We start from the raw sequence: 25258 nt of genomic DNA, 5'->3' as shown, positions 1-25258 counted from the left end.
ATCACATTAGCGGGGCGGCGCGTGAAACCGGCGCAAAGATTCAGCGCGGCAAGCGGGCATCGCGGATGGCGCCCACCAGCTGGGCCACGCTGTACGGCTTGGCGATATGGCCCTGGAAGCCGGCCAAGAACGCACGGCGCCGGTCGTCCTCGCGGGCCAGCGCGGTCACCGCCACCGCCGGCAGTTCGGCCCCGCCGATGCCCAGCGTCTCGCGCAGGGTGGTGACCAGCCCGTAGCCGTCCATGCCGGGCATGCCGATGTCGCTGATCAGCACATCGAAGGCCGCATGGCCACCCATGCCCAGCAGTTCCAGCGCTTCGGCGGCGCTGCTGACGGCCACCACCGAGGCACCCTGCTCCTCCAGCAGGCGCTTGAGGTAGACCAGCATGTCCGGCTGGTCCTCGACCGCGAGCATGCGCAGCCCGGCCAGCGCGTGCGCGGCCACCACCTGTGCGCCGATCGGGCCACGCTGCACCTTGCGCCGCGGTCGTCCCTCCGCCTCGCGGGCGCGATGGACCGGCAGCCGCAGCCGGAAGGTGGCACCACGGCCCTCGCCGGCACTCTCGGCCGACACCGTGCCGCCATGCAGTTCGGTCAGCTGCTGGACGATGGCCAGGCCCAGCCCGAGCCCGCCATGGCGCCGGGTGGTGGTGCCATCGGCCTGGCTGAAGCGGCTGAACAGCTGCTGGAGGAACTCTGGCGCGATGCCGTCGCCGTCATCGCTGACCCGTACTTCGTAATGCTCGCCGTCGCGCAGCACGCGGATGTGGATATGGCCTTCGACGGCGGTGAACTTGATCGCGTTGGAGAGCAGGTTGGAGAGGATCTGGCGGATGCGGGTGGCATCGCCCAGCACCTGGCAGGGGTGCTCGGGCAGCGACAGGGTCAGCTCCTGCGCCTTGCCTTCGGCCACCAGCTCCTGCGCGCGGACGGTCTCGCGCACCTGCTCGGCCAGGTCCAGCACCTCCACTTCCAGCTGCACCTTGCCCAGCAGCATGCTGCTCAGGTCGAGCATGTCCGACATCAGGTGCTTCTGCGTCATCGCGCTGCTGGCGATCACCTCCAGCCCCTTGCGCATCGGGTGGTCGGCGTCCATGCGCTGCAGCAGCAGCTCGCTCCAGCCCAGCACCGTGGTCAACGGCGTGCGCAGTTCATGCGACAGCGTGGCCAGGAATTCATCCTTCATCCGCGCGGTGCCTTCGGCGGCGTTGCGCGCGGCACGCTCGGCGGCGAGCAGTTCCTCGCGCGCCATGTCGATCTCGCGGCGCTCGGTGACGTCCGGGCTGTTGCCGGCCAGGCCGATGAAGCGGCCGTCCGGGGAGAATCGCGGCACGGCATTCATCTCCAGCCAGCGCCATTGCCCGTCGTGGCGGCGCACGCGCACGCTCATGTGCAGCTCGCGGCGCTCGGCCAGGGCCGCTTCGAGTTCGTATCCGAACGGCGCCAGGTCGTCGGGATGCAGCAGCTTCTGCCAATGCCCGGGGCCGATGTCCACGTCCGGGGCCAGGCCGAAGTAGGTGCCGAAGGCGGCGTTGACGAAACGTACCTGGCCCAGGTCATCCAGCACCCAGACCGGCATCGGCAGGCCGTCGGCCAGCGCGCTGAAGCGCGCCTCGCTCTCGGCCAGCTCGGTTTCCACCCGCTTGGCCTCGGAGATGTCGAAGAACAGCATCGCCACCCGGCATTGCTCCGGCGCGCCAACGCGCACGGCCTCCACCGAGTACCAGCGGCCGAGCTCGCGCACCTCGCGCTCGAACTGCACCATCCGCCCTTCACGCACCACGTGGCCGAACAACTGGAACCAGTACGGCTCCACCCCCGGCAGCACTTCACGCACGCGCCGGCCGGTCACCTCGGCCAGGCCGGTGATGCGCTCGAACGCGCGGTTGACCTTCAGGTAACGGAAATCGACGGCCTCCTCGTTCTCGAACAGCAGCTCGATCACGCAGAAGCCGGTTCCCACCGCATCGAACACCTCCCGGTACACGGAGGCATTCTCCAGGTCCAGGTCAGGCAGGTTGGGAAGCGGGCGGCGGATTTCGTGGTCGAAGGGGAGCATCGGCGGGGCGTTCGGGGGGCGTACTCGGGCTGGCGGCGGCGCTGCTGCAGTCTGCGCAGCGGGCGATCCACAGGACGTGATGATGAACCATCACGCAATCCGGGGCTGGCAGGTTGACAGCGTTCATTGCCGGCTCTCCCAACCCCGATCACACTTGGTCCATCCCAACCCACCGGAGTACGTGCCATGAGAACCCTGACCGTCACCGGACTTGGCCTGGCCTGCCTGCTGGCGGTTGCCGGTGCCCATGCCAAGCCGCGCAACGTGTCCGACCCGGAGGCCCCGCGTGCCCTGCCCACCGAAGGTACGGTGCAGGTGCAGTGGACCGACCCGGCCCAGTTCACCGAGCTGCGCAACAGCCGCAACCGCTGGGAAGCCCAGCGCGGCGACTGGGTGGTGACCCTGGCCGAACACCTGCGCAAGCAGGCCGACAAGCGCCTGCCCGAAGGACAGAAACTGGACGTGACCATCACCGACATCAAGCGTGCCGGTGACTACGAGCCATGGCATGGGCCGCAGATGGACGACGTGCGCTTCCTGCGTGACATCTACCCGCCGCGCATCAACCTGCAGTTCACCCTGACCGATGCCAATGGCCAGGTGATCGACCAGGGCGAGCGCCGGCTGTCGGACACCGGTTACCTGTTCAACAGCAGCCTGCCCAGCAACACCGATCCGCTGCGTTACGAGAAGCGCCTGCTCGACGATTGGCTGCGCCGCGAGCTGCAACCGGAACGCAAGACCGCCGGGCTGTAACTCCACCCGAACCGGGCATTTCCAGGAAGGGCCGCGCATGCGGCCCTTCTGCATGGGTGGCCGGCGGCGCGGCTTACTCGCTCAGGTAGACGCGCGGGGTGCGCTTGAGGCTGCACGGCAAGCGGTAGGCGCTGGTGTTGCAGCGCGGGGCCAGCTCGGAAATGGTCGGCGCATTGCCCCACAGCTGCACGATGCTGCCGTGGCCCGCCTGCGGGTGGTCGGTGAGGTCGATGGTGAGCATGTCCATCGACACGCGGCCGATCAGTTGACCGGGCACGCCATCGATCAACACCGGCGTGCCATTGGGCGCGAACTGCGGGTAGCCATCGGCATAGCCCATCGCCACCACGCCGACGCGGGTCGGGCGCTGGGCGATGAACCGCGCGCCGTAGCCCAGCGGCTCACCGACACCCAGCTCGCGCACCGCGATGACCCGCGATTGCAACGTCATCACTGGGCGCAGCTGCGCCGCGTGCGGGCTGGGCTGCGGGTACAGCGGATCGGCGCCGTACAGCATCAGGCCCGGGCGCACCCAGTCGCTGCGCACGTCCGGCCAGCCCAGCAGCGCCGGCGAATTGCACAGGCTGGTCTCACCGGCCAGGCCGGCGATGGCGTGCTGGAACACGTCCAACTGCTCGCGGGTGCGGTTGCTGTCCAGTTCGTCGGCGCGCGCCAGGTGGCTCATCATCACCAGCGGTCCCACGGTGGGCAGCGCGCTCAGGCGCGCGTGCGCATCGCGGAACTGATCCGGCGACAACCCCAACCGGTGCATGCCGCTGTCCAGCTTCAGCCAGATGTGCAGCGTGGCATCGGTGCGGAAGGCTTCCACCGCCTCCAGCTGCCACGACGAGGACACCACCGTCCACAGGTCATGCTCGACGATCAGCGGCAACTCGGCCGCATCGAAGAAGCCTTCCATCAGCAGGATCGGCCCGCGGATGCCGGCCTGGCGCAGCTCCAGCGCTTCCTCGATGCAGGCCACGCCGAAACCGTCGGCCTCGTCCTGCAGCGCGCGTGCGCAGGTCACCGCACCGTGGCCGTAGGCGTCGGCCTTGATGATCGCCAAGGCCTTGCCGCCCCCCAGCTGGCGGGCCAGCCGGTAGTTGTGGCGCAACGCCTCCAGGTCGATCAGTGCCTGTGCCGGGCGCATCAGTGCTGCCCCTTGCCGTAGCGGAAGATGTCCAGGCCTTCGCTGCTGATCTGCGGCGTCCTGCCGCTCATCAGGTCGGCCAGGTAACGGCCCGAGCCGGCGGCCATGGTCCAGCCCAGCGTGCCGTGGCCGGTGTTGAGGAACAGGTTGCGGTACGGCGTGGCGCCGATCACCGGGGTGCCGTCCGGCGTGGCCGGGCGCAGGCCGGTCCAGAACGTGGCCTTGGACAGGTCGCCGCCCTGCGGGTACAGGTCGTTGACCACCTTCTCCAGCGTGGCGCGGCGACGCGCCTCCAGCGACAGGTCGAAGCCGGCCACCTCGGCCATGCCGCCGACGCGGATGCGGTCCTCGAAGCGGGTGATGGCGATCTTGTAGCTCTCGTCCAGGATGGTCGAGTTCGGTGCCATCGCCGCATCGGTGATGGGCAGGGTCAGCGAATAGCCCTTCAGCGGGTAGACCGGCAGGCGCATCCCCAGCGGCGCCAGCAGCTGCGGCGAGTAACTGCCCAGCGCCAGCACGTACTGGTCGGCGGTTTCCAGCGCGCCGTTGACGCGCACACCGGTGATGCGGTCGCCGTCGCCCTGGATCGCGCTGATGTCCTGGTCGAAGCGGAACTCCACGCCCGCATCGGCGGCCAGCGCCGCCAGCTTGCGGGTGAACAGCTGGCAGTCGCCGGTCTGATCCTCGGGCAGGCGCAGCGCGCCGACCAGCAGGTCGGTCTTGCTGGCCAGCGCCGGCTCCACGCGGGCGATGCCCTGGCGGTCCAACACCTCGTACGGCACGCCGTACTGGCGCAGCACCTCGATGTCCTGGGCGGCGGCGTCGAGCTGCTGCTGGGTGCGGAACAGCTGGGTGGTGCCGAGCTGGCGGCCTTCATAGTCGATGCCGGTGGCCGCGCGCAGTTCGTTGATGCAGTCGCGGCTGTAGTCGGACACCCGCACCATGCGCGCCTTGTTCACCGCGTAGCGGGCCGCGGTGCAGTTGCGCAGCATCTGCCACAGCCAGCGGTACTGGTTCAGGTCGGCGGTGGGGCGGATCGCCAGCGGCGCGTGTTCCTCGAACAGCCACTTGATGGCCTTGAACGGCACGCCCGGGGCGGCCCAGGGCGAGGTGTAGCCAAAGGACAGCTGGCCGGCGTTGGCAAAGCTGGTCTCCAGCGCCGGGCCCGGCTGCCGGTCGACCACGGTGACGTCATAGCCGGCCTGCCGCAGATACCAGGCACTGGTCGTGCCGATCACACCGCTGCCAAGCACCAGAACTCGCATTGCCCTCTCCTGACCCGATCATTTCCTGCCCGGGAGTGGGCAGGCACTGGAAACGGCGCAGTATATTCAGGTCCTTCCAGAACTTTTCCCTGTATTGATTGGCCGATGCAGGGTAATTTCTTGTTTCGTCCATCAAAAGCAGAATCCCGATGGCCACGCGCAGCCGCGAACTGGACAAGATCGACCGCAGGATCCTGCGCATCCTGCAGCAGGAAGGCCGTATTTCCTTCACCGAACTGGGCGAACGGGTGGGGCTGTCGACCACGCCCTGCACCGACCGGGTGCGCCGCCTGGAACGCGAAGGGGTGATCACCGGGTACTACGCCCGGCTCGATCCACAGTTCGTGAAGGCCAGCCTGCTGGTATTCGTGGAGATCAGCCTGGCCTACAAGTCCGGCGACATCTTCGAGGAGTTCCGCCGCGCCGCGCTCAAACTGCCCAACGTGCTGGAGTGCCACCTAGTATCGGGCGACTTCGACTACCTGCTCAAGGCCCGCATCAACGAAATGGCCTCCTACCGCAAGCTGCTGGGCAGCACCCTGCTGACCATGCCGCACGTGCGCGAATCCAAGAGCTACATCGTGATGGAAGAGGTGAAGGAGACCTTGTCGCTGCCGATTGATGAGTGAGTGGCCGATGGCAGAAGTCCCTCTCCCCTACGCCTTCGGCGCAAGGCAGGCGCAGTCAGGCGCGCTGCAGGGAGCACGGAGCCCCGGACTGTCCACCTGCTCCCTTTCGTGCAGCAAAGGGGAGGGCTGGGGAGAGGCCCTTTCACGCATGGAAAACACACGTCACCTCTGCGGCGTTGCTCCGGCCGGCGGCGGCACGATGCGCTGGCCGACGCCGCTCGGCTCGGTGGTGTGGTATCGCCCCGTCCGCGGGTCGAAGACCCGGTTCGGCCCGGCCTGGCGCATGCCTTCGACCCGCTGGCCCTTGCTGTCGTAGATCGGGCGCATCGGCGGTGGCGGGGTCACCGGCTTGATCGGCGGTTTGGTCGGCGGCTTGGTCGGTCGTGGCGGCGGTGGCACCCGCGGTTGCGGGTCCTCGCGCTGCGCGTCGTCGCGGGTAGGCGGCGGCACGCTCGACGGGCGGGTGGCCGTCGGTGAGGTCGGCGGTGGCGAACCCGGAAGGCTCACCGGCCGCGTGGCGGTCGGCGAGGCCGGGGCCTGCAACTGGGCCAGCGCCGTCACCGGCAGGAGCAATGCGACAAGCAATACCGTGGTCGTGCGGAACATCACCCGTCCCTGTCTGTATCCGGCTCGAAGCATGCACCCATTCGACTTGCATGGCGATGAACCGGCCACCACCATGGTTCCCTGCCCCACGGATTCCTCGCCATGACCGCTTTCGACCTGACACCCCCCAGCGCTGCACAGCGTGATGCCCTCATCGCTGGCCTGAGCGAGGAGGAAAAGCGCGTGCTGCTGCAGCACGGCACCGAGGCGCCGTTCTGCGGCGTGTTCCTGGACAACAAGCGCCAGGGCGTCTACTGCTGCCGGCTGTGCGCGCTGCCGTTGTTCCGCTCCAGCACCAAGTTCGACTCCGGCACCGGCTGGCCCAGCTTCTTCGCCCCGTTCGACCCGGCCCATGTCGGCGAGATCCGCGATACCAGCCACGGCATGGTGCGCACCGAGATCGTCTGCGCCCGCTGCGGCAGCCACCTGGGCCATGTGTTCCCGGACGGCCCGCCGCCGACCTTCGAGCGGCACTGCCTGAACTCGGTGTCGCTGGGCTTCGTCGACCAGGGCCAGCCCTACCCCGACCCGCTGCAGCGCGGTGGCGCCGAGGCCGAACCGGCGCGCTGAGCCATCGCGCCGAGCGATGCCGGGGGCATGGCGGCGCCTGGCCGCCTGCACGCACGCCCTGCGTCGCGGCCAAGCCCGCGCCTACAGAATCCGGCGAGCGTGCCGACAACGGGATATCCCCTTCCCCGTGCCCGCACCATGCTCATCCTCGTTGGCCTGCTCATCGTCATCATCAGCGTGCTCGGCGGCTACGTCGGCGCGCACGGCCGCCTGGGCGCGCTGTGGCAGCCTTACGAGCTGGTCATCATCGGCGGCGCGGCGCTGGGCGCGTTCCTGGTCGGCACGCCGGTCAAGACCGTCAAGCAGACGCTCAAGGCCGTGGTCGGCGTCTTCAAGGGCCCGCAGTACAAGCGCCAGGACTACCTGGACGTGCTCAGCCTGCTGTACGAACTGCTCAACAAGGCCCGCCGCGAAGGCTTCATGGCGCTGGAGGACCACGTCGAGCGACCGCAGGAAAGCCCGGTGTTCGCCAACTATCCCAAGGTGCTGGCCGACCACCACCTGATGGACTTCATCACCGACTGCCTGCGCCTGATGATCGGCTCCAACATCGAGCCGCACGAGCTCGAGCCACTGCTGGAACTGGAGCTGGAAAAACACCACCACGAGGCCATCGAGCCGGCGCACGTTCTCAACAAGGTGGCCGATGGCCTGCCCGGCTTCGGCATCGTCGCCGCGGTGCTGGGCATCGTGATCACCATGGGTTCGATCGGCGGTGACATCAAGGAAGTCGGCGCCCACGTGGCCGGCGCGCTGGTCGGCACCTTCCTCGGCATCCTGCTCGGCTACGGCTTCATCGGCCCGCTGGCGGCGGCGGTGGAAGCACGCGCCGAACAGGACGCGCGCATCTACGAGTCGGTCAAGACCGCACTGCTGGCCTGCCTGCGCGGCTACAACCCGAAGATCGCGCTGGAGTTCGCGCGCAAGACCGTGCCCTCGGCACTGCGCCCGGGCTTCAGCGAGTTCGAGCAGCACCTGAAGTCGGTCAAGTAAGGCAGCCACGATGAGCGATACCAAGCCCACGGTGATCGTGCGCCGGGTCAAGAAGGTCCAGGGCGGCGGCCATCACGGCGGCTCCTGGAAGGTGGCCTACGCCGACTTCGTTACCGCGATGATGGCCTTCTTCCTGGTGATGTGGCTGATGGGCAGCACCAGCAAGCCCGAGCGCGCGGCCATTTCCGAGTACTTCCGCAACCCCAGCCCGTTGAGCGGCACCAGCAGCACGCCGGCCCCGGGCATGGCCGGGCCGGGCGGTGCGAGCACGTCGATGATCAAGCTCGGCGGTGCCACCGACATCTCGCGCGGCAACAGCAACGACCCGTTCCAGAACAAGCAGGAAGCGATGGCGACGCCGGTGGCCGAACGCGAGCGCGAGCGTCAGCGGCTGGAGGCGCTGAAGCAGGACCTGCAGGAAGCGATCAGCAAGAGCCAGGCGCTGGAACCGTTCAAGGACCAGTTGCTGCTGGACATCACCCCCGAGGGCCTGCGCATCCAGATCGTGGACCAGCAGAACCGGCCGATGTTCGACCTCGGCAGCGCGCGGCTGATGCCCTACACGCGGTCGATCCTGCTGGAGTTGTCGCACTTCATCAACCAGGTGCCCAACCGCATCAGCATCACCGGCCACACCGACACCACCGCGTACTCGACGCAGCTGGGTTATGGCAACTGGGAACTGAGCGCCGACCGTGCCAATGCCGCGCGCCGCATCCTGATCGAAGGTGGCATGGACGAGGCCAAGGTCGCCCGCGTGGTCGGCCTGTCCTCCTCGGTACTGTTCGACAAGGCCAACCCGCAGAACCCGATCAACCGTCGCATCAGCATCGTGGTGATGACCAAGGAAGCCGAGGCCGCCGCCCTGAACGAGACCGAGTCGCTGCCGGTGCCTGCGCCCGGTACGGCGCCGGTGACTGCGGTAACGCCGCCTGCGGTGGAGTAAGGAAGCCGGGGGCATCCCGGGCCTGCGGGAGGGCATTCCACGCGGTTCCGGCCGATCCCCGCGCACCCCATTTCTGCCCCCTTTTGCACATCGAAGGCGAGCACGGGGGCGGCCCAAAGGGCGCCCATCAAGGCAGGAGCCGGCCCGGGCGCCTACAATGGCCGCTGTTTTCCTTCTCTACCGAGCCCATGTCCAAGCAGTCCAAAGCCAAGCGCGACAAGCGCAAGAAGCAGGCCCCGCGCCGCCCGTTCGCCCGCCTGAACGCCCAGCAGCAGATCCAGAACCACGCCGTGCTGGTCAATGAAGAAGGCCAGGTCGTGGCGGCCATTGGCCTGCAGGGCAACGAATGGCTGCTGGCCATCGGCGGCCAGACCATGGGCAATGCCGATAACCCGGTGCCGATGCTGGCCATGCTCAAGCACCTGGCCAACGTGCAGGAGAAGGAAGGCCGCAAGGTCACGCTGGAATACTCCGCGCAGCTGCAGCAGATGATCGACGACCTGGCCGCCGACGAAGGCAAGACCGCCGACGACTACCTGGCCGGCCTGGTCGCCGAATTCGAAGGCGTCGAGGGCGAGGAAGCCACGGACGTGGCCGAAGCCAGCGAAGCGGCCGAGCAGGCCGATGCACCGGCGGCCGACGCCGACGAACAGCCCAAGGCCTGAGCCCCGGGCCGATCGTGACGGTCTATATCGACGATGCGGTACATCCCTGGCGCGGCGAGCGCTGGGCGCATCTGATGGCCGACACCCTGCCCGAGCTGCATGCGCTGGCGCAGCAGCTCGGGATTCCCCGCCGCGCCTTCCAGAACTTGCCCAGCGGCGTGCACTACGACGTGCCCGCGCCGCTGCGCGAGCAGGCCATCGCCCTGGGCGCGCAGCCGATTTCCCGCCACACCGACCGCGCGCGGATGCGCCAGGTGATCGCCAACGCCCGGGCGCTGTACCAGCCCTAGGCACGGCGAGTGCCGAAATCGACAGGCGCGGCCTCGGCCACGAAGCCGGTGGCACCGCGCCGCCGGGTTGATCGGCAACCTGATGGCCTTCCGGTTTCGCGGCCGAGGCCGCTCCTAGTGGATGATCAGAACGGGTCGCTGCCCGGGCGTACTTCCACGCCCAGCAACGAGCACAGCGCCATCATCGCCTCGTCGTCGCGGCTGAGCGCGATCCAGCCGGCATAGGCATCACCGCCGGTGTTCCAGTTCCAGACCGAATAGCCGTGCTCACGCAGGCGGTCGTAGGCGATGCTCATCAGCGCCGGGACATCCAGGTCCTCGGCGAAATCCTCGTCGTCCAGGTCGCCGCCCCAGTCGATGCCCAGGTTCCAGCGCGCGGCCAGCTCCTGCAGCGCCGCGACGAAGGAGTCGGTGTCCTTCCAGTCCACGTAGAAGCCGGCGCGCCAGTCGATGGCATCCTTCAGGTCCCACAGCCAGCTTTCATCGGACGGATCGTCCTCGGCACCGGCACGGGCTTCGCGCCAGGCATCGAACTGCTGCAGCGCCGCGTCCTCGTCACCGGGGTTGATCAGCCACAGCAGATTCCAGACCCGCGCCGGATGGTCATCCTCGTCGAAGGTGGGTTGCAGTTCGTCGGCGTCTTCGTAATCGGCGCTGTTGTCGGGCATTGCGGTCTTCCACGGCGTGTTTGCCGCGCATTCTGCCGCCACGCGCCCGGCGGCGGAAGCCGTCCGTGCGCCCAGCGGTTATCCTGTGGCACGGAAGATGGCCACGGTGGCCGTCAATGAATCAGTGCCATGAGCGATACCCCTCCCGATCACCTGGCGGTCAACCCGCAAAGCCCGTTCCATGATGCCGCCGCCCTCGAGCGCGGTGTTGGCGTCCGCTTCAACGGCATCGAGCGCGATGACGTGGAGGAGTATTCGGTCAGCGAAGGCTGGATCCGCGTGCAGGCCGGCAAGGCCCGCGACCGTCGCGGCAACCCGATGACGCTGAAGATCAAGGGCGCGGTGGAACCGTACTTCCTTGAGCTGAAGAACGCCTGATACCGGGACCACCGGTTCGGCGGGATACCGAAGGGCCGCTCGCGCGGCCCTTCGGCATTTCCCGGCAGGAGCGGCCTATTCGCGTTGGCGGCTTTCCAGCAGGTCGAGGTTGCGGATCAGCTTGCGCGAGATCTCATCGGAGATCTGCCCGCGCCGGGTCAACCGGAACAATTCCTCGCGCTCGGCGTTGAGCCCGGCCGAGCGCAGGCTGCGGTAGGCCTGCTCCATGCGCTTGATCTTGTCGGGGTCTTCGTCCGGGGTGATGCCCTTGTCCAGGTTGCGCTGGTACAACAGGCTGACCCGCGCCGCCGCGTCGTTGAGCAGCTGCACGTTGCCGGTGGGCTGGCCGTCGGCCAGTTCCTGGCGGGCCCGCTCCACCGCCACCAGCGCGGCCTTGGACGAGGACTTGCGGGCCAGGTCTTCCTCGCGCCGCGAGGTATCGTCCTTGGGCAGCTCCAGCCCGCGCAGCAGGCGCGGCAACAGCAGGCTGGCGGCGATCAACGACACCAGGATCACCGCCGCGGCCAGGAAGATCACCAGGTCACGGGCCGGGAAGGGCGCGCCGCTGGGGATCATCAATGGCAGCGTCAGCACGCCGGCCAGGGTGATCGCACCGCGCACGCCGGCCACCGACATCGCCAGCACCACGCGCAGTGGCGTGCTGGTGCCCTTCTCGCCGCGCATGCGCGCGCGCAGCAGGTTCCAGCGCAATGACAGCCACACGAAGGCCAGGCGCATCGCGATCAGGATGGCGTTGATCGCCAGCACGTAGACCAGCAGCCACCACGGGCTCTGGTGGCCGGTGACCGACATGGTCTCCACCGCGCGCTCGACGATGCCCGGCAACTGCTCGCCCAGCAGCACGAACATGATGCCGTTGAAGGTGAACTGCACCATGTTCCAGACCGCGCTGCGCTGCACGCGCATGCTGCCGCTGATGCGGCCGGTCAGCTCGACGTAGCTCATGGTGATGCCGGCCGCGACCGCGGCCAGGATGCCGGAGGCGCTGAGCTCTTCGGCCAGCAGGTAGGCGGCGAACGGGATGAGCAGGTTGACCAGCAGGGCGGCACCGGGCTCCTCGCCGAAGCCGCGCCACAGCCAGCGCTGGAAGGTGGACACGCTCCAGGTCACCGCCACGCCGATGGCCAGGCCGGCGAAGGCCACCCACAGGAAGGTCAGCGAGGCCTGCGCCAGCGAGAACGTACCGGTCATCACCGCCGCCACCGCGAAGCGGAAGCAGACCAGGCCCGAGGCATCGTTGAGCAGCGACTCGCCTTCCAGGATGTGCATCAGCCGCTTGGGGATGGGCACGCGCGAGGCGATGGCACTGACCGCCACCGGATCGGTCGGGGAGATGATCGCCGCCAGCGCGAAGGCCACCGCCAACGGCATGGTCGGGATCATCCAGTGGATCAGCAGGCCGGCACCGACCACGGTGAACACCACCAGGCCGAAGGCCAGCTCCAGGATCGCGCCCTTGTCGCGGAACAGGCCCTGCTTGGGAATGCGCCAGCCATCGAGGAACAGCAGCGGCGGCAGGAACAACAGGAAGAACATCTCCGGGTCGAGCGCATGGCCACGCTTGAACACCCCGGCGATCAACGCCCCCAAGCCGATCTGCACCAACGGCAGCGGCAGGGAAAAGGGAAGGATTCTTACCAGATAGCCGCTGGCGACGACGGCCACCAGCATGGCCAGGACGACTTCGATCGTGTGCATGCCCGTTCCACGGATTCACCACCACGGCAGCATGCTGCCGGCGCTGGCAGCGACGGTTGATTAACCCTTGGAAAACTATCACAGCCATGTGCAATGCAGCATGGCGTCGACACTGCGCAGGAGCGGCCCTGGCCGCCAAGCCGGTGCGGCGTGCAATCACCGATGCCCGCGCGGGTGCAGCGAGGGTGAACCTCGCGCCCCAAACCGCTCCTACGCGGCCGCGTCGGCCCCATCGAAACGGTAGATGTCCATCGCCAGGAAACCCTGGTCGATGCCGGCATCGATGCGTTGCGCGCCCAGTTGGTCACCGCCGGCGGCACCCATCGCGAAGTACAGCGGCAGCAGGTGCTCGTCGGTCGGATGGGCCTGTGCGGCGAACGGGGCCTGGCGGCGGTAATCGAACAGGGCCGGCAGGTCATCGGCCTCCAGCTTCTGCTCCACCCATCCAATGAACGGCCGCACGTACGGGGCCTCCTTGGCCTCGGAGTAGCTGTGCCAGTCATGCAGGTTGTGGGTGATGCTGCCCGAGCCGATCAGCAGCACGTCCTGCTCGCGCAGCGGTGCCAGCGCGCGGCCCAGCGCGAACTGGTGCTGCGGGCCGAGCATCGGCTGGATCGAGACCTGCAGCACCGGGATGTCAGCCTGCGGGTACAGGTAGCGCAGCGGCACCCAGGCACCGTGGTCCAGGCCGCGCCGCGGGTCGATGCCCGGCTGCAACCCGGCATCGGCCAGGCACTGGGCCACCTCCTGCGCCAGTGCCGGCGCACCCGGGGCCGGGTACTGCAGCTGGTACAGCGGCTCGGGGAAGCCGCCGAAGTCATGGATGGTTTCCGGCTGCGGGGCCGCCGAGACCAGCGGCGCCCGGCCCAGCCAGTGCGCCGAGGCCATGACGATGGCGCGCGGTCGCTGCAGGCCCGCCGCCAGTTCGGCCAGGCGCGGTCCCACCTGCCCCGGCTGCAGCGCCGTCATCGGCGAACCGTGGGAGATGAACAACGAAGGCAGGCGATTCATGGCAGGCTCCCGGCGTGGGAAGAACAGAAGTTGGGACGCAGCTTATTGCGCGGCAAAGGGGCAACAAATAGCCTCGACATCAACGTTTTATTGCAGGGATGGAAATAATGGACACCATCGATGCCATGCGGGTCTTCGTCGCGGTCGTGGAGCGCAACGGCTTCAGTGCCGCTGCCGATGCCCTGAACCTGTCCACCGCAGCGGTGACCCGGCAGATCGCCGCGTTGGAGAAGCGCCTGTCCGCGCGCCTGCTCAACCGCACCACCCGGCGGGTCAGCCCGACCAGCACCGGGGCAACCTACTACCAGCGCTGTGTGCAGCTGCTCAACGAATTCGATGAGCTGGAAGCCTCGGTCGGCGCGCAGGCCCTGCAGCCGGCCGGGCGGCTGCGCATCAACGCGCCGGTCAGCTACGGCATCTCGCGCCTGGCGGCACTACTGCCCGGTTACAGCGCGCGCTACCCGCAGGTGGAACTGGACCTGTCGCTGTCCGACCGCCTGGTGGACATGGTCGAGGAAGGCTTCGATCTGGCCATCCGCATCACCCGCCAGCCCTCACCCTCGCTGATCGCCCGGCGCCTGTCGCAGGCGCGGATCATCCTGTGCGCGGCGCCGTCCTACCTGGCCCGGCGCGGCGAGCCGGCCACGCCGCAGGCCCTGGCCGAGCACGACTGCCTGGCCTACAGCTATTCGGACACCGGGGACGCCTGGACGCTGCAGGGGCCGCATGGGGACGTCAGCATCCCGGTGGTGCCGCGCATGCGTGCCAACAACGGCGAGGTGCTGCGCGAGGCAGCCATCGCCGGCATGGGCATCATCGCCCAACCGGACTTCATCATCGACGCGGCGCTGGCCAGCGGCCAGCTGGTACCGATTCTGCGCGACTGGACCGTGCCGCCGATCGGCATCCATGCGGTCTACGCCAGCCGCAGCCACCTGGCACCGAAGGTGCGCAGCTTCATCGACTACCTGGTGGAGTGCCTGGGCCCGGCGTGACCCCGGCGCTCAGGCCGCGTCACCCGGCTCGCCGAGCGCGGCGAGCAGGGCCTCCAGCGCCATCGGCCGGCCCAGCAGGTAGCCCTGCACCTGGTCACAACCATGCGCGGCCAACCAGCGGTACTGCCCTTCGGTCTCCACGCCCTCGGCGATCACCGACAGGCCCATGCTGTGGCCCAGCGACAGCAGCGCACGGCAGATGGCGGCATTACGCGGGTTGGTCTCCACGTCGGAGACGAAACTGCGGTCGATCTTCAGCGCGTCCAGCGGCAGGTGCTGCAGGTAGGACATCGACGAGAAGCCGGTGCCGAAGTCGTCCAGCGAGATGTGGATGCCCTTCTCGTGCAGGCGCTGCATGGTCTGCAGCGCCTGGGTCGGGTTGCGCATCAGGCTGCTCTCGGTCAGTTCCATCTGCAACGCGCCGCGGCGCAGGCCGTACTCCTCCACCGCGTGGGTGAACTCGCCGGCCAGGTCGGTGTTGAAGAACTGCACCGCCGACACGTTGACCGCGACCGACAGCTCGCCCCAGCCGGCATCGGCCAGCTGCCGCTGCGCCCGCGCCGCGGCGCGGGTGACCCAGCGGCCGAGCGCGATGATCAGGCCGGTGTCCTCGCACAGCTGGATGAAGTCGCCGGGCGGGATGTAGCTGCCATCGGGCTGCGGCCAGCGCAGCAGCGCCTCCAATGCCACCGGGCTGCCATCGGCGGCATGCCGGATCGGCTGGAAATGCAGCTCGAACTCGTCGCGGTCGATGGCCACGTGGATGCGCCCGGCCAGCTGCAGGCGTTCGGTGTAGCGGGTGGCCATGGCCTGGCTGAAGCGCGCCAGCGCCAGCCCGCCTTCACGCGCGGCATGGGCGGCCTGCGCCGCGCGGCCGATGACCTGCTCGGCCAGTTCGCCGTCGCGCGGGCAGCTGGCCACGCCGATGCGGGCCTCGAGTTGGTGGAAGGTGTCGCGGCCACGCACCGGTTCGGCCACCGCCGCCTGCAGTGCGTCCAGCGCCAAGGGCGCGGCGGCCGGGTCCAGGATGGCCAGGACGAAATCCTCGGCCGGCTGGTGCGCCAGCAGGCCATAGCGTGCGGCCAGCCCCCCCAGCCGCACCGACACCGCGCGCAGCGCGTCCTCGCCGGCTTCGCGGCCCAGCGTGTCGGTGATCATCTGCAGCCCGCGCAACTGCACGTGGGCGATGGTGTAGCCGCGCGCACCGCTGTCCAGGCGCTCGCCCAGCGCGCGCACGGTCAACAGGCCGGTACTGGAATGGTGGCTGGCCCGGTACGCCAGCTCGTTCTCGAAGCGCAGCCGCTGGCTGACGTCCTCGGCCAGCACCAGGCAGGCCTTGCGCCCGGCGAAGTCCAGCAGCGCACTGTGCGCGACCACCATGAAGCTGCTGCCGTCCTTGCGGTGGTGGGTGCGCGCGATCAGCTGCTGCGGCGCACCACTGTTGATGCTGCGGATGGTCTGGCGCAGTTCGTCCCATTCCTCGGGCGGGCGGATGTCCAGGATCGACATCCCCAGGAACTCCTCGCGGCTGTAGCCGTACTGGTCGATCGCCGCCTGGTTCACCTCCAGAAAGCGCAGGTTGACCATGTCGAAGATCCAGAACGGCGCAGGGTTGCGGTCGAACACCAGCCGGAACTGCCGCTCGGCCTCCTGCGCCCGGGCCTCCACGTGCACCCGCTCGCTGATGTCCACCACCGCGCCGGCCAGGTGCGCGGCACCGCCGTGCCGGTCACGGACCTGGTCGCCACGCGCCGACAGCCAGCGGAACGAGCCATCGGCCAACAGCAGCCGGAACGTGGCGTTGACCGCCCCCTGCCCTTCGCCGGCGGCATCGAGCACCTCGCGCAGCACCGCCACGTCCTCGCCATGGACGCGCGCGTACAGCGCCTGGAGGGTGGATGAACGCCCTTCCAGGCCCAGCATCTGCTGGGTCAGCGCGGACCAGTGCAGGGTCCGCCCGTCGCCGCGGATCGACCAGGTGCCGACCTTGCCCACTTCATGCGCCAGCGCCAGTTCGGCGGCGCCGGCCTGCAGTTCCTCGTTCAACTGCTGCTCGTGCGAGGCGCTGCGGCGCAGGCGCCCCATCAGGAAGCCGAAGCCGATCAGGTAGACCAGGTACAGGCCGGTGGCTGCGTACAGGAACACGTACCAGCGCGCCATCACCTCGCGGTAGGACAGCGCGGTGTACAGGGTGAGCGGGTAGTCCAGCGGCACGCTCACCGCGGCGATGCGCTTCTGCCCGTCCGACGGGCTGTGGACCACCCCGCGCGGGATCACCGAGGCCGACTGCGGCAGGATGATCATCGGCGACGGCAGCGTCCGCCCCACCAGGCCGGGGTCACGGCTGTGCGCCAGCAGCTGGCCATAACGGTTGCCGATGGACGCCACGCCATCGCGGCCCAGGTCCAGGCCGCTGACCACCTGCTGGAAGGTGCCCAGCCGTACCCGCGCCAGCAGCCACTGGCCGTTCTGCATCGGCAGTGCCGTGCGCACCACCCAGTGCCCGCCTGGCAGTTCCTCCAGCGCGCCGATGTAGAGCTCGCCGCTGAGCAGCCGGTTCTGCGCGATCGTCCAGCTGTGCAGGGTGGGATCGCCCTGTCCCTGCGACAACGCCATGCCCTGGTCGTCCACCAGGGTGATCGAGGCCAGGTCGCGGTTGCGCGCCAGCACGCCCGCGATGTTGGCCTCCAGCAGCTGCACCGCCTTGTCCGGCACCTGCCGGTAGAACTCGCGGCCGTCGTTGGCGGTACCGCGCAGGGCGCGCTCCAGGGTGACCAGCTGTGCCCGCATCAGGCGCTCGCTGCCCGAGGCCAGTGCCATGCTCTGCCGCTGCGCGCCCTCGATGCGGGTGCTGCGGTCGTTCCACAGCATCATCACCAGCCCGACCGCCAGCAACACCGCCACCGCCGTGCCGGCGATGGCGATCACCCGCAACGGGTGCACGGCGCCCCGGCTCACGGAGACATCCAACGCAGCGGCAGTCGGCACACAGGTATCACGGGCATTCCAGGAAAGTTGGCGACGGGGGAGTCGGCAAGCGAACACCATTGACCGGTGGTCCCCTCGCAGCTGTTGTCTCCCCAGACACGGCATGCATCAAACGCACGACAGCATGCAGCACAACCACGGCGGCGTGAAGACGGGTTCACGATATTAAGCGCGACTTTGATATGGGCGGGTGATGCCAAGGGCCAGAATGGGCATTCCCGGTCACACTCCGCCCGCTCTAGACTTGGTGGTTTCACCAACACGGAATCTGCCATGGTCCTGCAACGTTCCCTCCTGATGCTTGCCATCGGCGCTGCGCTCACGCTCAGCGGCTGCAACAAGGATGCCCCCCAGCCCGCGGCCGAAGGCCAGGCACCGTCCGCGTCGGATGCGACGGCGGCGGCCAAGCCGCAGCTGGGCAGCTTCGGCTTCGATGCCGCCGGCATGGACCGTGCTGTCGCCGCCGGCGACAACTTCTTCGACTTCGCCAACGGCGAATGGGTCAAGCACACCGAGATCCCGGCCGACCGCTCCAACTACGGCAGCTTCAACGTGATCGCCGAGAAGACCCTGGCCGACACCCGCGCGATCATGGAGGAAGCCGGCAAAGCCAGCGACGGCGAAGCCCGCAAGATCGGCGACTACTACGCCGCCTACATGGACGAGGCCGGCATCGAGGCACGCGGCGCCGCGCCGGTGCAGCCGCAGCTGCAGGCCATTGCCGGCATCGCCGACAAGCAGGCCCTGGCCAAGGCCCTGGGCGGCACCCTGCGCGCCGACGTGGACCTGCTCAACGCCACCAATTTCTATACGCCGCACCTGTTTGGCGTATGGGTTTCGGTGGACCTGATGCAGCCGGACCGCAACGCGCCGTACCTGGTGCAGGGCGGCCTGGGCATGCCCGACCGCGACTTCTACCTGCAGGACGGCCGCATGGCCGAGCTGCGCAAGGCCTATGAAGGCTACGTGGCCCAGCTGCTGACGCTGTCCGGCGACACCGATGCCGCCGCCAAGGCCGCGCGCATCGTCGCCCTGGAAACCCGGATCGCCCGCGCCCACGCCACCCAGGAGGAAACCAACGACGTGCAGAAGGGCGCCAACGCCTGGAAGCAGGCCGACCTGGCCGCCAAGGCACCGGGCATGGACTGGGCGGCGTTCCTCGACGCGGCCGGCCTGTCGGCGCAGCAGGATTTCATCGTGTGGCAGCCCAAGGCCGTGGCCGGGCTGTCCCAGCTGGTGGCCAGCGAGCCGCTGGACACCTGGAAGGACTACCTGGCCTTCCACGCGCTGGACGAAGCCGCACCGTACCTGCCCAAGGCCTTCGCCGACGCCCACTTCGCCTTCCACGGCACCGCCATGAGCGGCACGCCGCAGCAGAGCGAGCGCTGGAAGCGCGCCGTGGGCCAGACCAACGATGCCATCGGCGAAGCGGTCGGCAAGATCTACGTCGAGCGCCACTTCGACCCGGCCACCAAGGCCCGTGCCGACGAGATGGCCAGGAACATCATCGCCGCCTTCGCCAAGCGCATCGATGCGCTGGAATGGATGTCGCCGGAAACCAAGACCCACGCCAAGGCCAAGGTCGCCGGGCTGAAGGTGGACATGGGCTACCCGAGCAAGTGGCGCGACTACAGCGCGCTGGAAGTCAAGCGCGATGACGCGCTGGGCAACGCGCAGCGCGCCTCGCTGTTCGAGTACCGGCGCAACCTCGCCAAGCTCGGCCAGCCGGTGGACCACAGCGAATGGGCGATGCTGCCGCAGACCATCAACGCGATGAACGTGCCGCTGGAAAACCGCCTGGTGTTCCCGGCGGCGATCCTGCAGGCGCCGTTCTTCGACGGTGCGGCCGATGACGCGATCAACTACGGCGCGATCGGCGCGGTGATCGGCCATGAGATCAGCCACGGCTTCGACAACGCCGGCGCCCTGTTCGACGAGACCGGCAAGCTGCACAACTGGTGGACGGCCGAAGACCTGAAGCAGTTCAACGCCGCCGGCGATGCGCTGGCCGCACAGTTCAACAGCTACGAGCCGTTCCCCGGCGTGCACGTCAACGGCCGCCTGACCCTGGGCGAGAACATCGCCGACGTGGCCGGCCTGGCCACCGCCTACGACGCCTACCGGCTGTCGCTGCAGGGCAAGCAGGAACAGACGCTGGAAGGCTTCACGCCGGACCAGCGCTTCTTCCTGGGCTTTGCCCAGGCCTGGCGCAGCAAGGCCCGCGAGCAGGCACTGCGCAACTCGCTGCTGACCAACGTGCATGCGCCGGGCCAGTTCCGTGCGCTGACCGTGCGCAACCTGGATGCGTGGTACCCGGCGTTCGAGGTCAAGGACGGCCAGAAGCTGTACCTGGCCCCGGAAAAGCGGGTCAAGGTCTGGTAACCGGCGGGTTGGAAGCTTGAAAGGAGAACGGGCGCGAAAGCGCCCGTTTTCTTTGTTGCTGCGGTGAGGAGCGGAGCCTTACCCCTCCCCCGCCCTCCCCTGCGCCTTCGGCGCAAGGGAGGGGGCAAGAGCGCTTTCGCTGCAATCGGACAGGCCACGCATTACCACCCCCTCCCTTGCGCCGAAGGCGCAGGGGAGGGCTGGGGAGGGGTCGCTTCTGCTTCTGCTTCTGCCCCTATGCCGGCCAGCGCATCAGGATCGCCGGGTCCTCCCCCACCCGCCGGCAGGCGCGCGTGGAGATGCCATCATCCAGGGCGATCCGGAACAGCGGCGCGACGCTGCGCAGCACGCGTGCGGCCACCACCGACTGCAGCTGCTGGCCGCGGCTGCGGCCCAGCAGGCGCGTCGCCCATTCCGGCAACAGCGCCGCGCCGGCGGCCAGAAACATGTCGCGTGACACCCCCGGCAGCGGCACCGGCAAGCGCACCGCACTGAGTACGTCCAGCACTTCGCGCGAGCGCTCGTCCATCCGCAGCTGTGGTTGCCGCGCGGCGAAGTACGCCTGCACCTGCGCCTCGCTGGCCGGCACATCACGTGCGCCCAGGGCCTCGGCCACGCGCCGGTACTCGTCGTAGTAGCGGTCGGCGATGGCCTGCGGTACATCGCGGCAGTACCGGCGGCAGCCTTCCAGGAAGCCATAGGCCTCGGTCACGTGCGCCCAGGTCAGCAGCTCGGGATCCTCGGCGGTGTACGCGCTGCCATCGGGCAACGTGCCGACCACCTGGGCGTGGATCTTCCGTACCCGCGCGATGAGCGCGTCCACCTCCGCCGCCGGCGCGTAACTGGTGCCGGCCACGAAACTGGTGGTGCGCCGCAACCGGCCGACCAGGTCCTGGCGGAAGTTGGAGTGGTCATAGACACCGGCCAGCGCACGCGGGTGCAGCAACTGCAGCATCAAGGCGCACAGCCCGCCGGCCAGCATGCCCGGGAACTCGGAATGAATACGCCAGGTGACGCTGCCCGGGCCGAACCAGCCCGGGTCACCGGCTGGCACGTCGTAGTCCACGCCGTTCTGGTTGCGGGGGAAGGCATCAAGCACCCAGCGGCGGATCTGGGCGGTGGCAGCGGTGGAGACACGTCGGGACAAGGGCAGCATGGCCGCTATCGTAGCCGGGCAGCCGCGCAACTGGCGTGTCCGGCGCCGGTGACAGCCGCGCGGCCAGGTCCCCTGCTCGCCCGCGGACGTGCCATGTGCGGGCGCAGCACGCCGACCGGATTTCAACTTCCGGCTCCATTACTTGCATCGTGGTGCGCTGCAAAAAACCGCCCCGCAGGCGGATCACCGCCGGTGGCCGGACGCGGAATCTTCGCGTTTTCCCCATTGCCAAGCGTGGTGAAAGTGCTAGAACTGGCCGTGCCTCACCGTTCCACGCTGCATCCGTCGCTCGTTCCAGATAGTTACTGCAAGGAGCTCACCATGATCGCGTTGTTCAAAGGTTTGGGGTTGTTGCTGCAAGACAACGAGCTGTACAACAGCCCGTTCGAGAAACAGGTTGCACACTGGAAAGGGTTGAGCGACCAGCAGATCCGTGAGGAAGTGTCCTTGCTTGCCAAGGCCAAGTGCCAATGGCTGATGGCCTCGATCGTGATCTGGCAGGCGTCCTCGCTGCTGATCCTTGGGCTGATCACCAACTATCTGTGGCGTGACGATTTCCATATCACCTTCACCCGCATCGTGATCGTGCTGGGTTCGTGGGTGTCGATCCTGTTCGTGATCTGGTTCATGGCCAACATGTTCGACCACACCGCCGGCTTCGAGCGCTGGATGAAGGCCTTCAACAGCCGCGCCCGGATCAGCTCCGACGCCGACAGCGTCGACGACGTGGCCGAGGCACTGGACATGGCCAGGCATTATCCGGAGGTGCTGGACTACAAGCAGGCCGTCACCGCCAGCCGCGAACTGCGCCACGAGGACATCCGCATCATGCGCGAGCTGGGCCGCATGCGGCAGCACTCGCAACTGGTCGGCGAACTCAACCACATCGGCGACGACGGGCTGCGCCTGCAACCGGCGTTCTAGCCCGCCCCTGCCCGCGTCCTCCCGCCGGGACGAGGCAACCTGCACCCCCATCGCCGCGCCCGTCGCGGCGATGTCACTTGTGGATCGTCACCTGCTGCGCGAAGCCATCCGGCAGCCCGGTCATCTCGCGGGTGTAGCCCACCACCACGGCGAAATCCATCAACGCCTCGCGGTTGCACACCTGGGCGCGTTGCCCGTCGGCGCACTGTTCGCGGTAGAGCTGGTAGAAGCAGCGACCGCTTTCACTCTGCAGGCACTGGAAGCGGGCCACGTCCTGCCGCACCGTGGTGCGGCTGAGCAGGCTGTGCTCGCCGCTGATGCGGGTGACCGAGGTCTGCCCCGGCGGCTCGCTGAAACCCAGCATCGACAACAGGCTGCCCAACAGCATGGTCAGGTAATGCATGGCGATTCTCCTGGCAGCGGCGTTACATGCCGCGGAACAGACTCATGAAGGGTTGGCTGACCACCAGCGTCTCGCTGCGGTGCTTCAGGCGCAGCACGCCGCGGCCGGTATCCTCTCGGCTCACCGATGCCACCGCCTGCATGTTGACGATGGTGGAGCGATGCACCTGACGGAAGCGGTTGGGGTCCAGCGCCTCGGCCAGCTCGCGCAGCGAACTGCGCAGCAGCAGTTCCTCATCGGCGGTCACCACCGAGGTGTATTTGCTGTCGGCGCGGAAATACAGCACGTCCTCCAGCATCACCAGGCGGGTCTCGCGACCGTTGCTGGCGGTGATCCAGGCCAGCGGCGGCGCCGCCTGTGGCGTGCTCGGCTGCTGCGCCAGCTGCCTGAGCAGGCGTTCCAGCAGGGTGGGATCCGGCAGCCCGGCCTGGCGTCGCGCCAGCACGCGCTGGCGGGTGGCCAGCAGGCGCTCGTCGGTGACCGGCTTTAGCAGGTAGTCCACCGCGCCCTGCTCGAACGCGGCGATGGCGTACTGGTCGTAGGCGGTGACGAACACCACCTGGGTCTGCGGGCTCACTGTCTGCAACGCGCGGGCGACGTCGATGCCGGTGACGCCGGGCATGCGGATGTCCAGGAAGGCCAGATCCGGTTGCTGGCTCTCCAGCGCTTCCAGCGCGGCCGCGCCGTCCTCGCACTCGGCCACCAGGTTCAACTCCGGCCACAGCCGCTGCAGTTGCCCGACCAGCGCCTGGCGCAGCAGCGGCTCGTCCTCGGCGATCAGGGCATCAAGACGCATGTGGCACCTCCGGCAGCGGCGGCAGTACCGGTGCGCCGGCCGGCGATGCGACGCCGGGCACGATCGTCAGGGTGGGCGGCGCCGGGGCCTTGCCCGTGTACGGCAGGCTGATGGTCGCGGCCACGCCGCTGGGGAAGTTGGACACCATCGCCAGCGCAGCCTGCTCGCCGCAAGTCAGGCGCAGCCGCTCGCGCAGGTTCTTCAGCCCGATGCCGGTGCCGGCGGTGTGGGCGCTGATGCCCTGCCCGTCGTCGGCCACGGTGATGGTCAACTGGCCGTCGAGCGCACGCGCCAGTATCCAGACCGTGCCGCCGCCGGACTTGGGCTCCAAGCCGTGCTTGATCGCGTTCTCGACCAGGGTCTGCAGCGACATCGACGGCAAGCTGACCTCGTGCAGCGCCTCGGGTACGTCGATCTGCAGGGCCAGCCGGGCGCCCATGCGGATGCGCAGGATCTCCAGGTAGGCCTGCACGCGTTCCAGCTCCTGGCCCAGCGTGGACACCGACTGGTCGATGCCCGGCAGCGAGCTGCGCAGGTACTGGATCAGGTGGCCGAGCATCTGCTCGGCACGCTCGGGATCGGCCCGGGTCAGCACCTGTGCGTTGGCCAGCGTGTTGTAGAGGAAGTGCGGCTCGACCTGGGCATGCAGCAGATTGAGGCGGGCGACGGTGAGCTCCTTCTCGGCCTCGGTGCGCGCGGCGTGCTCCCGCTCCTCGCGGCGCAGCTCGGCGACCTTGCCACTGAGCGCATGGGTCACGGCATCGGCGTTTTCGTAGTTGCTGCCTTCATCGAGCAGCAGCAGGTCCACCCAGGCCCCGGCATCGGGTTCGAACAGCAGGGTGACGCTGCTGGTGTCCGCGCCAGGGGCGACGCGGGCGGTGATCTGGTTGCGCTTGATCGCCAGCCGCGCCAGCGGGTTCCAGCGCGATGGCGGACGGTCGCCATAGGGGTCGGCGCGGCGCTGGGTGGCGCGCACCTGCAAGGTGCCGACCGAGCGTTCCATGTGCTCGATGCGCGGCATCTGGCCGATCACCTGCTCCAGCAGGGCGAAGGCGGTGGCCGCGTCCATCGGCAGCTCGACCTGGCGACGGTGGCGGTTGGCCAGGGTCTGCGCGTCCAGGCGGTCGGCGACCAGCGCGACGCGCCGCACATGGCCGACGATCGAGGTCAGCGCGAACACCATCAGCGCCATCGCGGCCAGGCCGAAGATCCAGCCCGGCGCTTCGTCCATGCCGCTGAACAGCCCGCTCCACAGGAAGCCGGCGGCGATGAGCGTCAACGCCCACGCCAACAGGATGCGGAAACCCAGGAAGAGGCTGGCGAACATGGTCGGACCTGATGGCGGGGAACTGGCGTCGAGCATAAGTGCCGCCCGCGCCGGCACAAGGGCCGTGCGACGAAACCCCGGAATCGGCGTCTGAACCCGGCCGCCGGCGGAGCGACCCCGTTCAGGCCGCCGGCCGGGCCTTCTCGTAGCGCAGGTCGCCGTCGTCCAGCGCGGCCACCACTTCCCAGCCATGGCGGCGGTAGAAGCCATTGGCACGCACGTCCTCGTGCCCGTCGGTGCTCAGCCAGATCCGCGCATGGCGCGCGAACAGCGCCTGTTCGGCCGGCCGCAGCACCGCCGCGCCCAGCCCCTGCCCCTCGAAGCCGGGCTTGACGAACACCGCGAACAGGCAGGCATCGTCCAGGTCGACCATCGAGAACGCCACCGGCTGGCCCTCCACCTCCGCCAGCCACGCGCAGGGCGCGGCCGCGAGCATCGCGGCAAGCACGTCGGCATCGATGCCCAACTGCGCCATCTGCTCGCGCGAGAGATGGTTCTGGGTGACGCTGGTGCGGATGTCGAACAGCACTTGGACATCAGCAACGGCGGCCGGCCGTACGGTGAATGCCATCGGGTTGCCCT

Annotated in this window: 24 protein-coding genes; 11 read left to right on the top strand and 13 right to left on the bottom strand. The window is 68.6% G+C overall.

Annotation, left to right across the window (positions count from 1 at the left end; translation table 11 throughout):
- Nucleotides 1-40: 40 nt before the first annotated feature.
- Nucleotides 41-2059 carry a hybrid sensor histidine kinase/response regulator gene (locus tag ACIPR8_RS00925; protein WP_446539886.1) on the bottom strand — a complete coding sequence of 673 codons (2019 nt, stop codon included), beginning with the start codon at nt 2057-2059 and terminating at the stop codon, nt 41-43.
- A 186-nt stretch (nt 2060-2245) separates the two neighbouring features.
- On the opposite strand from ACIPR8_RS00925, the gene ACIPR8_RS00920 reads away from it, so the two are divergent.
- Nucleotides 2246-2815: a DUF3016 domain-containing protein gene (locus tag ACIPR8_RS00920; RefSeq protein WP_446539885.1), complete on the top strand. Its 570-nt coding sequence runs from the start codon at nt 2246-2248 to the stop codon at nt 2813-2815.
- 73 nt (nt 2816-2888) lie between these two features.
- Here the strand turns inward: ACIPR8_RS00920 and alr are convergent, their stop codons facing one another.
- Together alr and ACIPR8_RS00910 are read right to left on the bottom strand one after the other, a co-directional pair.
- The gene (gene alr, locus ACIPR8_RS00915; RefSeq protein WP_446539884.1) at nt 2889-3965 is read right to left on the bottom strand and encodes an alanine racemase; all 1077 of its coding nucleotides are present in this window, start codon (nt 3963-3965) and stop codon (nt 2889-2891) included.
- Nucleotides 3965-5230, bottom strand: a complete 1266-nt coding sequence (locus tag ACIPR8_RS00910) for a D-amino acid dehydrogenase (RefSeq protein ID WP_132865800.1) — start codon at nt 5228-5230, stop codon at nt 3965-3967. The genes alr and ACIPR8_RS00910 overlap by 1 nt, the downstream gene beginning before the upstream one ends.
- A 149-nt stretch (nt 5231-5379) precedes the next feature.
- Here ACIPR8_RS00910 and ACIPR8_RS00905 point away from each other — a divergent pair, with 149 nt between their 5' ends.
- On the top strand, nt 5380-5859 hold the full coding sequence (locus ACIPR8_RS00905; protein WP_132865801.1) for a winged helix-turn-helix transcriptional regulator: 480 nt from the start codon (nt 5380-5382) through the stop codon (nt 5857-5859).
- A gap of 162 nt (nt 5860-6021) precedes the next feature.
- On the opposite strand, the gene ACIPR8_RS00900 is transcribed toward ACIPR8_RS00905, so the two are convergent.
- A complete protein-coding gene (locus ACIPR8_RS00900; protein WP_446539883.1) occupies nt 6022-6465 on the bottom strand; it encodes a classical arabinogalactan protein 4 in 444 nt (147 codons plus the stop codon).
- A 102-nt stretch (nt 6466-6567) separates the two neighbouring features.
- On the opposite strand from ACIPR8_RS00900, the gene msrB reads away from it, so the two are divergent.
- From msrB to ACIPR8_RS00875, 5 genes are all read left to right on the top strand, one after another.
- Nucleotides 6568-7035 carry a peptide-methionine (R)-S-oxide reductase MsrB gene (msrB, locus tag ACIPR8_RS00895; protein ID WP_446539882.1) on the top strand — a complete coding sequence of 156 codons (468 nt, stop codon included), beginning with the start codon at nt 6568-6570 and terminating at the stop codon, nt 7033-7035.
- A 138-nt stretch (nt 7036-7173) separates the two neighbouring features.
- Complete coding sequence (motA, locus tag ACIPR8_RS00890; protein ID WP_132865804.1) at nt 7174-8028, top strand: flagellar motor stator protein MotA; 855 nt, start codon at nt 7174-7176, stop codon at nt 8026-8028.
- A gap of 10 nt (nt 8029-8038) precedes the next feature.
- Nucleotides 8039-8974 carry a flagellar motor protein MotB gene (motB, locus tag ACIPR8_RS00885; protein WP_446539881.1) on the top strand — a complete coding sequence of 312 codons (936 nt, stop codon included), beginning with the start codon at nt 8039-8041 and terminating at the stop codon, nt 8972-8974.
- Between the two features lie 188 nt (nt 8975-9162).
- Nucleotides 9163-9639, top strand: coding sequence for a hypothetical protein (locus tag ACIPR8_RS00880; protein WP_192287779.1), 477 nt, complete (start codon nt 9163-9165; stop codon nt 9637-9639).
- A gap of 14 nt (nt 9640-9653) precedes the next feature.
- Nucleotides 9654-9929 carry a DUF4031 domain-containing protein gene (locus ACIPR8_RS00875; protein ID WP_446539880.1) on the top strand — a complete coding sequence of 92 codons (276 nt, stop codon included), beginning with the start codon at nt 9654-9656 and terminating at the stop codon, nt 9927-9929.
- A 125-nt stretch (nt 9930-10054) separates the two neighbouring features.
- Here the strand turns inward: ACIPR8_RS00875 and ACIPR8_RS00870 are convergent, their stop codons facing one another.
- Complete coding sequence (locus ACIPR8_RS00870; protein ID WP_132865808.1) at nt 10055-10597, bottom strand: DUF6630 family protein; 543 nt, start codon at nt 10595-10597, stop codon at nt 10055-10057.
- Between the two features lie 129 nt (nt 10598-10726).
- Here ACIPR8_RS00870 and ACIPR8_RS00865 point away from each other — a divergent pair, with 129 nt between their 5' ends.
- Entirely contained in the window at nt 10727-10975 is a 249-nt protein-coding gene (locus tag ACIPR8_RS00865; RefSeq protein WP_132865809.1) for a DUF3297 family protein, read from the top strand.
- A gap of 75 nt (nt 10976-11050) precedes the next feature.
- Here the strand turns inward: ACIPR8_RS00865 and ACIPR8_RS00860 are convergent, their stop codons facing one another.
- Nucleotides 11051-12694: a Na+/H+ antiporter gene (locus ACIPR8_RS00860; RefSeq protein ID WP_446539879.1), complete on the bottom strand. Its 1644-nt coding sequence runs from the start codon at nt 12692-12694 to the stop codon at nt 11051-11053.
- 210 nt (nt 12695-12904) lie between these two features.
- Entirely contained in the window at nt 12905-13705 is an 801-nt protein-coding gene (locus tag ACIPR8_RS00855; RefSeq protein WP_446539878.1) for a DODA-type extradiol aromatic ring-opening family dioxygenase, read from the bottom strand.
- A 107-nt stretch (nt 13706-13812) separates the two neighbouring features.
- Here ACIPR8_RS00855 and ACIPR8_RS00850 point away from each other — a divergent pair, with 107 nt between their 5' ends.
- The gene (locus tag ACIPR8_RS00850) at nt 13813-14700 is read left to right on the top strand and encodes a LysR family transcriptional regulator (protein WP_313252331.1); all 888 of its coding nucleotides are present in this window, start codon (nt 13813-13815) and stop codon (nt 14698-14700) included.
- A 9-nt stretch (nt 14701-14709) separates the two neighbouring features.
- Here ACIPR8_RS00850 and ACIPR8_RS00845 read toward each other — a convergent pair whose 3' ends face one another.
- Nucleotides 14710-17658: a bifunctional diguanylate cyclase/phosphodiesterase gene (locus ACIPR8_RS00845; RefSeq protein WP_446539877.1), complete on the bottom strand. Its 2949-nt coding sequence runs from the start codon at nt 17656-17658 to the stop codon at nt 14710-14712.
- 303 nt (nt 17659-17961) lie between these two features.
- Here ACIPR8_RS00845 and ACIPR8_RS00840 point away from each other — a divergent pair, with 303 nt between their 5' ends.
- A complete protein-coding gene (locus ACIPR8_RS00840; protein ID WP_446539876.1) occupies nt 17962-20070 on the top strand; it encodes a M13 family metallopeptidase in 2109 nt (702 codons plus the stop codon).
- A 235-nt stretch (nt 20071-20305) separates the two neighbouring features.
- Here the strand turns inward: ACIPR8_RS00840 and ACIPR8_RS00835 are convergent, their stop codons facing one another.
- Entirely contained in the window at nt 20306-21226 is a 921-nt protein-coding gene (locus ACIPR8_RS00835) for an oxygenase MpaB family protein (RefSeq protein ID WP_446539875.1), read from the bottom strand.
- A 321-nt stretch (nt 21227-21547) separates the two neighbouring features.
- Here ACIPR8_RS00835 and ACIPR8_RS00830 point away from each other — a divergent pair, with 321 nt between their 5' ends.
- Nucleotides 21548-22150 carry a hypothetical protein gene (locus ACIPR8_RS00830; RefSeq protein WP_132865816.1) on the top strand — a complete coding sequence of 201 codons (603 nt, stop codon included), beginning with the start codon at nt 21548-21550 and terminating at the stop codon, nt 22148-22150.
- Between the two features lie 73 nt (nt 22151-22223).
- On the opposite strand, the gene ACIPR8_RS00825 is transcribed toward ACIPR8_RS00830, so the two are convergent.
- The 4 genes from ACIPR8_RS00825 to ACIPR8_RS00810 all read right to left on the bottom strand — a co-directional run bounded on the left by ACIPR8_RS00825 (nt 22224) and on the right by ACIPR8_RS00810 (nt 25247).
- Nucleotides 22224-22553, bottom strand: coding sequence for a hypothetical protein (locus ACIPR8_RS00825; protein ID WP_225591819.1), 330 nt, complete (start codon nt 22551-22553; stop codon nt 22224-22226).
- A 22-nt stretch (nt 22554-22575) separates the two neighbouring features.
- Nucleotides 22576-23349 (bottom strand): LytR/AlgR family response regulator transcription factor, encoded by a 774-nt coding sequence (locus ACIPR8_RS00820; protein ID WP_132865817.1) that lies wholly within the window; start codon nt 23347-23349, stop codon nt 22576-22578.
- Nucleotides 23339-24676 (bottom strand): sensor histidine kinase, encoded by a 1338-nt coding sequence (locus tag ACIPR8_RS00815; RefSeq protein ID WP_446539874.1) that lies wholly within the window; start codon nt 24674-24676, stop codon nt 23339-23341. The genes ACIPR8_RS00820 and ACIPR8_RS00815 overlap by 11 nt, the downstream gene beginning before the upstream one ends.
- Before the next feature lie 121 nt (nt 24677-24797).
- On the bottom strand, nt 24798-25247 hold the full coding sequence (locus ACIPR8_RS00810) for a GNAT family N-acetyltransferase (protein ID WP_446539873.1): 450 nt from the start codon (nt 25245-25247) through the stop codon (nt 24798-24800).
- Nucleotides 25248-25258: the final 11 nt, after the last annotated feature.

The sequence above is a fragment of the Stenotrophomonas sp. LARHCG68 genome, assembly GCF_052871705.1.
Note: the sequence above shows the minus strand (reverse complement) of the source record. Positions and strands in the feature narration are given on the sequence as shown.